This is a genomic window from Chryseobacterium sp. 1B4 (assembly GCF_036631475.1).
Taxonomy (GTDB): Bacteria; Bacteroidota; Bacteroidia; order Flavobacteriales; family Weeksellaceae; genus Chryseobacterium.
Genome location: NZ_JAPNUF010000013.1, coordinates 82,234 through 94,345, shown reverse-complemented (window position 1 = coordinate 94,345; position 12,112 = coordinate 82,234). Strand labels below are relative to the sequence as shown.

Below are 12,112 nucleotides of genomic sequence, written 5' to 3'. Positions count from 1 at the left end.
ATTAATTCTATCAAATTTAATGTATTTACCCTTAAATTAATATTGATTTATAATAATTCTGTAACATTCTCTAATTTATATAGACTACTACTATGTAAAACAAATTACATGGAAAAGATTTTATCAGTAAAAAATTTGACGAAGAAATTCAAAAGAGTTGTGGTCAACAATATTTCTTTTGACGTCGAAAAAGGCAATGTTTATGGGCTTCTGGGGCCAAACGGAAGTGGAAAATCCACAACTTTTGGAATGCTGCTTTCAACCATCAACCCTACCAACGGCGACTGGTTCTGGTTTGGAAAAAAGGGAACCGATCCGGACACCTTAAAAAAGATCGGGGCTATTATTGAACAGCCTAACTTTTATCCTTACTTAAGTGCGGAAACCAACCTTAAGATTGTTGCAGAAATTAAAAATACTCCCTATTCAAGGATTGATGAAGTTCTGAAAACCGTTAATCTGTACGAAAGAAGAAAAGATGCTTTCAAAACTTTTTCTTTGGGGATGAAACAGCGTCTTGCCATTGCTTCTGCCATGCTGAACAATCCGGAAGTATTGATTTTAGACGAGCCTACCAACGGACTGGACCCCGAAGGGATCATACAGATCAGAGAAATCATCAGCGATATTGCCAAACAAGGCATCACCATTATTATTGCAAGCCATCTTCTGGATGAAATTGAAAAAATCTGCAGCCATGTAATTGTATTGAAAGAAGGAAATTCCATTTACTGCGGAAGAGTGGATGAAATGACCTCCAACAATGGGTATTTCGAATTAAAAGCAGACAACAACACTTTGCTTTTAAATGCTTTGAATGAACTTCAATGGTTCTCTTCCATCAATCAGGAGGGTGATCTTATCAAAGCTCAGATCCGTGATGATGCTTCAATTTCAGCTTCGGCAATGAATCAGAAGCTGGCAGAGAAAGGAATTTATCTTTCCCATCTGACGAAGAAAAAACTGTCCCTTGAATCTCAATTCCTTGAACTTGTAAAAAACACGAATTAATCATGATAAAATTATTAAAACTGGAATACTACAAAAACCTGAATTATAAGCCATTCAAGGTTTTTACGATACTTTATTTCGCCATTCTTATTGCTTTGCTTTTCATTGGATTGGTAGACTTTGATGTTTTGGGAGGGACTGTTAACTTAAAGAACAGGGGATTTATAATTTCCCGGAAATCTGGAACTTCACCACCTGGATTGTTGCCTTATTGAAAATCTTCCTGGGACTGATTATTGTTTTCTCCATTTCACAGGAGTTCAGCAACAGAATGTTCAAACAGAATACGATTGATGGGCTGAGCAGAAAAGAATTCATTACTTCAAAATTACTGACGATAAGTATTTTCACCATTGTTTCAACAGCCATTGTATTGGGAATTACTTTATTTCTGGGATATCAATATTCGAATACAACGGAATCTGCAAAGGTTTTTGCTGAAATTTTCTTCATCGGAAACTACTTTGCCAAGCTATTCACTTTCTTCTGCTTCTTAATGTTCCTGTCCGTTTTACTGAGAAAATCAATTTTTGTATTTCTCGCTCTTTTTGTTTTCTGGATTGGTGAGGGGATTTTAACAGCTGTTGAAGTATTCTCAAAAGTAAAAGGAATGCAGGGCCCGCAAAGAAATGAGATTCTTCAGAATGATTTCTTTATCACGCATCTTTTGCCATTGGAGAGTATGTCTAACCTTATTCCAAATCCAATGATGAGATTAAATATGGCCAAAATGATGGGTGTAAAATATGAATTCCACTACCCTACGGAAAGTCTTATTGCCTGTCTGGTGTGGTGTGGTGTTTTTATATTCGGATCATATTGGATCCTGAGAAAAAGGGATTGGTAGTTTTCTGTGCTGAAGATTAAAAGATTTAATTATTAAAATATGTAAAGATTCTTTTTAAGTGGTTCGTTTTCCGGATCACTTTTTTTGGCTTAAAATTTTCATTCAATCCTTTTAAAAAACTAACCATGAAAAAAATATACTACTTTCCGGGATTGATCAGTGCCCTACTGATTCCTGTTCTGTTTTGGTATTATGGAAATCAGAAGTTTGAAAACATTAACGTTTCTGTTATTGACATCGGACTTCCTGCCAAAGAAAGAGAAGGGATTAAAAATACTTTAGCAAGTTTCGAACCTGCACGGAACTGGAATTACAAAAAATAAAAATAGCCCCCGGTACAGCTAAAGAAAATTCAAATTTATATGTTTCAGAATTGAAAAATCTCCAGAAAAGAAATGAAAGAGTCTGGTATTGAATTTATTTTAGATCAAAATAATACGTATGGTGATTTTGTCTCAGTTTTAAACGATCTGGCAATAGCTAAACAAGAGCAGTATGCAGTTGATGTAGAGAAAACGGGACATATTTTTGCTGTTTTTTGCTATATTGATCCTAAATTACAATATCCTGAATATGAATGTTTGCTTTGTAACGATACTATAGATGGGGGACCTGGAGAAACTGCAGATATTTTCGAATTTACCTGCTATGGAAAAATCTTTAACCTGTTTACAACCGCTTCCAGAGAAACTTCCTACATTATTTTTGGATTCCTTATATTTCTGAATATCTCCATGTTCAGCATCAAAGAAAGATTTCAAACTCATACATAAAAAGGCTGCCATTCGGCAGCCTTCCTTTCACATTACTTTTTATCTAACAACGGAAGATATTTTCCGTATCCTTTACTTTCCATTTCTGCTTTTGGAATAAATTTCAGAGAGGCACTGTTGATACAGTAACGAAGTCCTCCTTTATCTTGCGGGCCATCTGTAAAAACGTGTCCTAAATGGGCATCACCGGTTTTACTTCTTACCTCTACCCTTGTCATCCCGTGGGAACGGTCCATTTTTTCTTCAATCAGGCTTTTTGTAATCGGTTTTGAAAAACTTGGCCATCCACATCCGGATTCAAATTTATCTGTAGAAACAAACAATGGCTCTCCTGTGGTGATATCCACATAAATTCCTTCACGGGTTTCATTCCAGTATTCGTTTTGGAAAGGTCTTTCTGTACCGTTTTCCTGGGTAACGTTATATTGTTCTGCAGTCAGTTTTTCTTTCAAAACTTTTTTATCCTGTTTTTGATAGGCCGGTTTTGGAAGAGGATTGGCTTTTTTGCCATTTCAAAAAGTCCCGGTTCAATGTGACAATATCCGCCCGGATTTTTGTCCAGATAATCTGATGATAGTCTTCTGCTTTGTAGAAGTTTTTCAACGGAATAGTCTCTACCAATATCGGCTTGCTGTAATTTTTTGCCAGCTTCTGAACTTCATCTTTTACTACCGCTTCATCGGATTTGTTGGTGAAATAGATCCCGGTTCTGTACTGGTTTCCTCTGTCATTTCCCTGCTGATCTTTACTGGTAGGATCAATAGTTTTAAAATACAGATCAATCAACAGTTTCAGATCTACCTGTTCCGGATCATACTTTACTTTTACGGTTTCTGCAAAACCTGTTGTATGGCTCACCACTTCTTCATAGGTAGGATTTTGAGTATTCCCGTTGGCGTACCCCACTTCTGTTCCTACCACTCCACGAATCTGTTGAAAAAAATGTTCTGTTCCCCAGAAACATCCACCTGCAAAATAAATCTCTCTAACGTTTTTACTATCCATAATTTTTTCATTTTCTTTTTTTACTTCCACTATGCCGGGCTTCGTTTTCTTAAACAGTCCCGATCCTGCAGCAAATACTGCGATACCCAGAATGATTCCGAGTACGATTAATATATTTTTCATATTGAGCTTTTTATTCATTACTTATTATTTTGAACGATCATTAATCCAAATCCTAAAAGCATAAGATCTTTTACAATAAAGAAATCCGTCACAGGCACTCCATCCACTATCTTCCACATTCCAGGAGTAGTAAACAGATAGCTTAATGTTGTCAGGAAAATGACAATCATTCCTGTTCCTGCATACTTCCTTAGTACAGCAAATTTCGCACTAAATACCAGGAGTAATGCAATGATAATTTCTATCACTCCGATAAGATTAGACACTGCCTGGACGCTTATAATCTTATATACGAAAAAAGTTAAGAAATGGTTTTCCACCAAAGGTTTTATTGCGGCTGCTTCTGTAGGGGTAAATTTGAAGATACCGATCCACAGCAAAATAAGAGCTGCTCGAAGAGTGAGATGTAATACCCTGTCCGGGTTAACTGATTTTTAGATTCCTGTACTGTTCCGACCATGTTTTAAGATTTTAATTAATACTTTATCGTTTTCAAAAGTATAGTCGGAGCCTTTTTAAAATCCTGACAGAATTTTTATCAGAAATCTAATTTATCGAACATTTTATTTTTAAAGTCCTGAATTTCAGAATCATTTATTTCTGTTTTCTGGCCCGTAAATGTTCTGGCCAGCATTTGATCCAGAACTTCCAGTTTCCGTTTGTACATCCTGCACCATTTACAGATCATCAGATGCATGGTAAGCTTTCTTTTTTCTTTGGCGGAAATGGTATCGGCATTACGTTTTTCCATGAGCAGCGTTGCTTCACTGCATGGTAAAAAGGATATGTAGTATTTTTCTTATCATTTCATTTACGATCTTAAAAACCAATTGAGCTCCAGACATTCTCTGAGCTGTACCCGGCTTCGTTGAAGGATCTTCCAAAGGTTAGTCGTGGAAATATTCAATTCCTGACTTACTTCCGGAGCTTTTTTCTTCAATATAATACATTTTCAGCAGGATCTTCCATCTGGAGGGTAATTCTTCGATACATTCCTCCAATGTTTTATTAAAATCGCGGTTATCTAAAAGCTCGCCGCCTTCCCCCGATACATTCCAGTCATTTAAAACATTATTATCTTTCCATGAACCGGTTTCATCAAAAAAATGATCAAGCCTGATATCAGGTTCCGATTTATATTTTTTCCGGTAAAAATCCGCAACTTTTCTGTTAAGAATAGCCATCAGCCAGGTCAGAGGCTGACTCTTTCCTTCAAAAGAATCATATCCTGAATAGGCAGCCAGAAAAACTTCCTGAACCACATCCTGTGCATCTTCTTTATTCGAAAGTACATACAGCGCCCGCTTCAAAAGCGGCCCTGAATATTGTTCTATCCAGTTTTTCAACTCTTCATCTTTTGTCATGGGAAGGATTTTTGTCTTATTTCAGATCACGGCGAAGGTAATAAGTTAAGTGTGAAACTGCAAAATTCATGAATTATTAAATTAAATATATAACTTAAGTCTTATCTTCCTGTTTGAAGCTTTATTTTCACCCCCAAAACCTTACAGGTTTTAAAACCTGTAAGGTTTATCCGGCGTCTGTGCTGAAAAAACAAAATATGAAAGCTAAGGCCGTCACCATTCAAAACATAGCATAAAATTATTACAAATCGCTTAAAAATAGTAAATTTGCATCTTATCAAAATTTGATACTAAAAAAAGCAAAAGCAATACTATGACATCACAAGAGATACGTCAAAAATTTTTAGATTATTTTAAAAGTAAGGAGCATTTAATCGTTCCTTCAGCTCCTATTGTGCTGAAAGACGACCCTACCCTTATGTTTTCCAACTCCGGAATGACGCAGTTCAAGGATTTCTTCCTTGGATACAAAACCCCTACCGCCCCTAGAATTGCCGATACACAAAAGTGTCTTAGAGTTTCAGGGAAGCACAATGACCTGGATGATGTAGGTAGAGATACTTACCACCACACCATGTTTGAAATGCTGGGAAACTGGTCTTTCGGGGATTACTTCAAAAAAGAGGCTATTGCTTTTGCCTGGGAATTACTGACTGAAGTATACGGAATTCCGAAAGAAAATTTATACGTTACCATTTTTGAAGGGGATGCTTCAGAAAATCTGGACAGAGACCAGGATGCTTATAATTTCTGGAAATCTCACATTTCAGAAGACAGAATCATCAACGGAAATAAAAAAGATAACTTCTGGGAAATGGGTGAAAGCGGACCGTGCGGACCGTGTTCAGAAATCCATATTGACCTGAGAACTCCTGAAGAAAAAGCAGCTGTTCCGGGAATTTCCCTTGTAAATCAGGATCACCCGCAGGTTGTGGAAGTATGGAACCTTGTTTTCATGGAATTCAACAGAAAGGCAGACAAATCTTTAGAAAAACTTCCTGCTCAGCACGTAGATACGGGAATGGGCTTTGAGCGTCTTTGTATGGCGCTTCAGGGAAAATCTTCCAACTATGATACTGATGTATTTACTCCGCTTATTTCTAAAGTTGAGGAGCTTTCAGGTAAAAAATACACCGGAATCTTAGAAGATGAAAAAGATATCGCCATCCGTGTTGTGGTAGACCACATCAGAGCGGTTTCTTTTGCTATTGCTGACGGGCAGCTGCCATCCAACGGAGGTGCCGGTTATGTAATCAGAAGAATTTTAAGAAGAGGAATTTCTTATTCTTACCGATTCCTGGATATGAAAGAGCCTTTCCTTTACAAACTGGTTGCTGTTCTGCAGGAACAGATGGGGCCATTCTTCCCTGAAATTGAAAAGCAGGGTAAACTGGTTGCTGAAGTAATCAAAAGTGAAGAAGATTCATTCTTAAAAACTATTGAGAACGGTCTGATCAGAGTTGAAAAGCTGATACAGCAGACCATTGCCAATAATCAGAAAGTATTACCAAGCGAAGAAGTGTTTGAACTGTATGATACTTATGGTTTTCCTGATGACTTAACAAGAATTATTGCTGAGGAAAAAGGATTAACGATTGATGTAGCAGGTTTCAAAGCTGAAATGGAAAAGCAAAAACTTCGTTCCAAGGCAGATTCTGCCCAGAAGGTTTATGACTGGGTTGTTTTAGAAGAAAAACCTGAATCATTCGTTGGATATGACCAGATTGAATCTGAAACCTATATTACAAGATACAGAAAGGTAGAAAACAAAGACGGGGAATTTTACCAGGTGGTATTAAGCAGCTCTCCATTCTACCCTGAAGGCGGTGGACAGGTTGGAGATAAAGGTGTTCTTGAAAACGCTGCTGAAAGCTTTGAAGTACTGGAAACTAAAAAGGAAAATGGTCTTATCATTTCTTTAATTAATGGTCTTCCAAAAGATGCAGGCGCTTTATTCTATGCTAAAGTTAATGCAACAGACAGAAAGAACTCTCAGGCTAACCACTCTGTGACTCACCTTCTGCATGAAGCTTTAAGAGATGTTCTGGGAACTCACGTGGAGCAGAAAGGTTCTTATGTAGGTCCTGATTATCTGCGTTTCGACTTCTCTCACTTTAATAAAATGACTGAAGAAGAAATTGCTTTAATTGAAGAAAAAGTAAACCATAAGATCAAGGAAAGCATTGCTTTACAGGAATTCAGAAGCATCCCGATTAAGGAAGCTCTGGAAAAAGGTGCCATGGCTTTATTTGGCGAAAAATACGGGGACAATGTAAGAATGATCCAGTTCGGAAGTTCAAAAGAGCTTTGCGGGGGAACTCACGTAAAAAATACCAGCGAAATCGGTCATTTTAAGATCACTTCTGAAGGTTCTGCGGCTGCAGGAATCAGAAGGATTGAAGCTATTTCAGGAGATAAATCTGAAGAATACTTCAAAAACCTTGAAAAGCAGATTACCGAGCTTTCCCAGTTATTAAAGTCTAAAGATGTGGTAAGATCTATCGAAAAACTGATCGAAGAAAACACTTCACTGAAGGCTGAGGTAGATGCTCTTAAAAAGGAAAAAGCAAAAGGAGAAATCGGGGAATGGAAAAATGCTTATGAGCAGAAAGGTAATAAGCAGCTTCTTGTGAAGAAAACTTCTCTGGATGCTGGTTCTGTGAAAGACATCGTATTCCAGCTGAAGCGAGAAATTCCGTCTTCAGTAACGATCATACTTTCTGATGCAGACGGGAAACCAATGATTACTGTTGGAGTTTCTGACGATCTTGCTGCAGATTACCAGGCTGGCGCTATCGTAAAGGATCTTGCAAAAGAAATCCAGGGCGGCGGCGGCGGTAACCCGGGCTTTGCTACGGCTGGTGGTAAAAACCTTGAAGGTTTAGAAAACGCTTACCAAAAAGCATTGAATATCTAATAGAAACATCTGTTATAAATTTTAGCCCCGGCTGTCTAATTCTGAGACAGCCGGGGCTCTTTGCCATACATATATTATTTTTAACTCAAAGCTCAATACTTATATTTCAGAAGGCAGAACGGAATCAATTTAATTGATTCTTACCAAACGAAGTAATAATTCTATGTCGCAGATCAGGTATGCTTTACCCGTAATAACTGAGCAATCTGTGAAATCAGCGGGAACCTTTACGAATGAAAAAAAATAGAAATAAAACTTTTTGGTACTCTGCGTTGCAACACATATCATTTTTTACTGTTAAGATTTTTATTCGTATTCTTTATTTATATCCATTCTAATTATTGACCTTGCCTTAACAAATCATCACCTAATCTTAAACTATTTGTTTTATCTTCTTAAAACTTAATTAACACCGGACCATTAGTTTTGCCATAATCGAAATTCAAAAAATGTAATTATGAAAATTAACAAAACTATCGGAGCTTTATTCCTTGCAGCTATTATTTTTCAAAGCTGTAATGATGATAATAACGGGGATTCCAATACCCCTCCCAATGACAAAATCAAACTTGAAAACTTTTCTAAAGAACCCGCTTTCGTTTTTGGGATGCCTGGTTTTGAAAATTTAAATATTACCACTCTTATTTCCAGTTCCGATGTTCTTCCAGGTTCTCCTGATTTCGTTTTCGGAGGTCAGCCTGACGGTATGGGAATTATGAAAGATCCTAACTCTGACGGTTATCTGATGATCACTAATCACGAGATCAAGCAATCTGTATCAAGAGTATACTTAGACAAGACTTTTAAACCTGTAAAAGGAGAATATATCTTAAACGGAACCGGAGGAATGACAAGATTGTGTTCTGCAACACTGGCAACTCCGGAAATTCATGGTTTCAGCGCGTTCCTTACCGCAGGTGAATCAGGTGAAGAAAGTATGGTTCATGCTTTAAACCCATTGGCACCGGTATCTCAGGCAGCTGATAAAACAAGAGTAAAACCTGCTTTGGGAAAAGCTTCCATGGAAAATGCAGTTCCGCTTCCTAAAGATGTTTCTAACGGAAAAACGTATATCATTATTGGTGAAGACCAGTCTTATTCTTCTTCCCATCAGTCTGCAGGACAGCTGATCATGTATGTAGCCGATACACAGGGAGATCTGGATAACGGTAAGCTGTATTCTTTAAGGAGAACAAACAGCAACTATACAGAAACGGATATGACGAAAGGAAACAGCTACGATGTAGAATTTGTTGAAATTCCTAACGCCAAAAATCTTACAGGTGCACAGATCAATCAGAAAAATATTGATAATAACGCGATCCGCTTTTCAAGAGTGGAAGATGTAGACTACAGAAAGGGAGCAGGAAAAGGAAGAGAAATTTATTTTACCGCTACCGGAGAATCTTCCGACGGCATCAATCCAAAAGCAGGATTAACCATGTGGGGAAGAGTGTACAAACTTGTTCTGAACTCCAATAATATGCTTACAGGAAAATTAGAAGTAGTTGCTGAAGGGGACTCTAATCCTGGAAATAACCTTATCAATCCTGACAACTTATGTGTTACTGAAAACTTTGTTTACATCCAGGAAGACGGAGATTCTTACTACAAAAATGCCAACCACGATTCTTACATCTGGCAGCTGAATATTGCCACCAAACAATATAAGCCATGGCTGAATATGAAGCACAACAGAAATGACTCTGCATGGCAGACTGCTTACAACCAGTCCGGAGACCTTCAGAAATTCGGTTCATGGGAATTCGGGGCGATGGTTGATATTTCAGACATCATCGGAGTTCCGAATACATTCTCTGTGAATATTCACTCTCATACGTGGCAGCTTGATAAATTCAAAAATCCTGACGGTTCCGGAATCAACGCCAATAAAGAGGGCGGGCAGATTGTAATCATCAGAAACGTAGAAAAATAGTTTCAAATTCTTCATATCAAATTCAATTAAAGTATCAATAGAAAATCTCTGTTGATACTTTTCATACTTATGAATACACTTTCAAAATACCCGATACTCCTCTTCCTGTACTCTGCTGCAGCATTTTTCACTCTTTCCTATTGTAAAAACAATAAGCAGCAGCCGGTATATGAAGATCTTGGTTCTGTAAAAAACACGATTCTCAAAACCAATACAGATTTTGAGAAACAGATCAACCAACTGAAAACCCTTGTTACCAAAGATTCCGATGAAAAACTTCTTCAGCAGCAATTCCAGGACATCAGAAAAACCTATAAAAAAATGGAATGGGCTGTAGAATATTTCCTTCCCCACTCCGCAAGGTTTATCAACGGTCCTGCTCTTCCGGAAATTGAGATGGATGAGCATACAGAAATAGAGCCCGAAGGCTTACAGGTATTGGAAGAAATGCTCTACCCTTATGATAAAAGAAATAAAGAAGAGGTGATCAGAATGCTTAACAAGCTCATAAACAAAAGCAACACCATAAGCACCAGCTTTCAGGTAATTACCATCAGTAAGGATCAGGTTTTTGATGCGTTAAGACAGGAAACTTTCAGAATTTCAAGCTTAGGAATATCAGGTTTTGATACCCCTGTTTCAGGAACATTTTTACAGGAAATGCCTTCTTCTCTTCAGGGAATTAAGGAAACGCTTAAACAAATTTCCACTGAGCGGTCAAGAGACAAAGCATTAAAAAGTATCGAAACAGAAATCAATTCGGCAATTGAAGTGCTGAAAAGAAACACAGATAAAAATACGTTTGATTACGTCAGTTTTATCCCTGACCACCTGAATAAAATCACGGCCTTAATGCTTGAGTTTAAAAGTCAGGAGAAAATCCCGGATGTTGAAGTAACAACAGCTTTAAACAAAAATGCAGCTACTTTCTTTGCTAAAAATGCTTTTGATCCTAATGCCTTCACTCCCGGAAAAGAATATGCCTATTCTGAAGAAAAAGCCGCTCTGGGTCATCAGCTTTTTAATGATAAAATTCTATCCAGCAATAATAACCGGAGCTGTGCAACATGTCATATTCCAGAAAAAGCTTTTACTGACGGACTTGCCAAAGCAATGTCTCTTGAAAATTCGGAACTGGCCAGAAACACACCTTCCCTTAATTATGCGGGATATCAGCATGGTCAGTTTTGGGATATGAGAAAGGATGATCTGGAAGGACAGAGCTCCGATGTGATCTCCAATAAAGAAGAAATGCATGGTGATCTGAATGTTATTCTTGCCAAGATCAATCAGGATAAAAAATATCAGGCAGCATTCAAAAATATTTATCATTCTCCAAAAACAGAAGTTTGGCAGCTTCAGAATGTATTGGCAAGCTATATCCGGTCTCTGGCTAAATTCAATTCTGATTTTGATGAATATATGAGAGGAAATAAATCAGCGATGACGGATGACCAAAAGCGGGGCTTTAACCTTTTTGTAGGAAAAGCGCAGTGTGCAATATGTCATTTCCTTCCTTTATTCAACGGTACGGTTCCTCCTAATTTCAAGAAAACCGAACAGGAAGTTTTAGGATCAGCAGTAAACGGAGAAAACAAGACTTTTGACCATGATCCGGGAAGAGGTAAGTTTCATGAGACAGTTCCCTCATTACAGCATTCATTCAAAACACCCACCCTAAGAAATATCAGCAAAACAGCGCCATATATGCACAATGGCGGTTATAAAACATTGAAAGAAGTCATGAACTTTTATAACAAAGGTGGTGGAAAAGGTTTTGGATTTAAAGTCGAGAATCAGACACTCTCTGATGCGCCTCTGCAGCTTACAGATCAGGAGGTCAATGATATTATTGAGTTTATGAAATCCCTTGATGACAAATAAAATACGATTCTAAAACACAAACAGCAAAAAACAATTAAAACTCCCGGATATCAATTGTTCAGGGAGTTTTTTTATTGGTAATCTCAGGAAAATACAGAAAGAGTATCTGAATAACTTATCACTCAGTTTTATCACGGAAACGTCCATAAAAACATTAGATTAAATCAATGTTATACTCTGTTAAAAACTTTTCTACCACAATAAATATTATTAATTTTGACCTAGTTTTTTTACATGAAAAGGGGTTTACTG

Annotated in this window: 9 protein-coding genes and 3 pseudogenes; 8 read left to right on the top strand and 4 right to left on the bottom strand. The window is 37.4% G+C overall.

Annotated features, from left to right (window positions below):
• The first annotated feature begins 108 nt into the window (after positions 1-108).
• From OWR28_RS25935 to OWR28_RS25915, 5 genes are all read left to right on the top strand, one after another.
• The gene (locus tag OWR28_RS25935; RefSeq protein WP_332389099.1) at positions 109-1,011 is read left to right on the top strand and encodes an ATP-binding cassette domain-containing protein; all 903 of its coding nucleotides are present in this window, start codon (positions 109-111) and stop codon (positions 1,009-1,011) included.
• Positions 1,012-1,013: 2 nt separating this feature from the next.
• Positions 1,014-1,226, top strand: coding sequence for a hypothetical protein (locus OWR28_RS25930; protein ID WP_332389098.1), 213 nt, complete (start codon positions 1,014-1,016; stop codon positions 1,224-1,226).
• Positions 1,223-1,858, top strand: a complete 636-nt coding sequence (locus OWR28_RS25925) for a DUF2705 family protein (RefSeq protein WP_332389097.1) — start codon at positions 1,223-1,225, stop codon at positions 1,856-1,858. Before OWR28_RS25930 ends, OWR28_RS25925 begins: the two co-directional genes overlap by 4 nt.
• Before the next feature lie 125 nt (positions 1,859-1,983).
• Positions 1,984-2,181, top strand: coding sequence for a hypothetical protein (locus OWR28_RS25920; RefSeq protein ID WP_332389096.1), 198 nt, complete (start codon positions 1,984-1,986; stop codon positions 2,179-2,181).
• A gap of 72 nt (positions 2,182-2,253) precedes the next feature.
• Positions 2,254-2,631, top strand: a complete 378-nt coding sequence (locus tag OWR28_RS25915; protein WP_332389095.1) for a hypothetical protein — start codon at positions 2,254-2,256, stop codon at positions 2,629-2,631.
• Between the two features lie 32 nt (positions 2,632-2,663).
• Here OWR28_RS25915 and msrB read toward each other — a convergent pair.
• The 4 genes and pseudogenes from msrB to OWR28_RS25895 form a co-directional block, all read right to left on the bottom strand.
• Positions 2,664-3,636, bottom strand: a pseudogene (msrB, locus tag OWR28_RS25910) (peptide-methionine (R)-S-oxide reductase MsrB).
• Between the two features lie 140 nt (positions 3,637-3,776).
• Positions 3,777-4,219, bottom strand: a pseudogene (locus OWR28_RS25905) (DUF417 family protein).
• A 78-nt stretch (positions 4,220-4,297) separates the two neighbouring features.
• Positions 4,298-4,510, bottom strand: a complete 213-nt coding sequence (locus tag OWR28_RS25900) for a hypothetical protein (RefSeq protein ID WP_332389094.1) — start codon at positions 4,508-4,510, stop codon at positions 4,298-4,300.
• 60 nt (positions 4,511-4,570) lie between these two features.
• Positions 4,571-5,123, bottom strand: a pseudogene (locus OWR28_RS25895) (sigma-70 family RNA polymerase sigma factor).
• A gap of 313 nt (positions 5,124-5,436) precedes the next feature.
• Between OWR28_RS25895 and alaS the strand changes: the two are divergent.
• The 3 genes from alaS (at position 5,437) to OWR28_RS25880 (ending at position 11,860) form a co-directional block, all read left to right on the top strand.
• Complete coding sequence (alaS, locus tag OWR28_RS25890) at positions 5,437-8,040, top strand: alanine--tRNA ligase (RefSeq protein ID WP_332389093.1); 2,604 nt, start codon at positions 5,437-5,439, stop codon at positions 8,038-8,040.
• Positions 8,041-8,497: 457 nt separating this feature from the next.
• Positions 8,498-9,976: a hypothetical protein gene (locus tag OWR28_RS25885; RefSeq protein ID WP_332389092.1), complete on the top strand. Its 1,479-nt coding sequence runs from the start codon at positions 8,498-8,500 to the stop codon at positions 9,974-9,976.
• Positions 9,977-10,045: 69 nt separating this feature from the next.
• A complete protein-coding gene (locus OWR28_RS25880; protein ID WP_332389091.1) occupies positions 10,046-11,860 on the top strand; it encodes a cytochrome c peroxidase in 1,815 nt (604 codons plus the stop codon).
• The last annotated feature ends 252 nt before the right edge of the window (positions 11,861-12,112 follow it).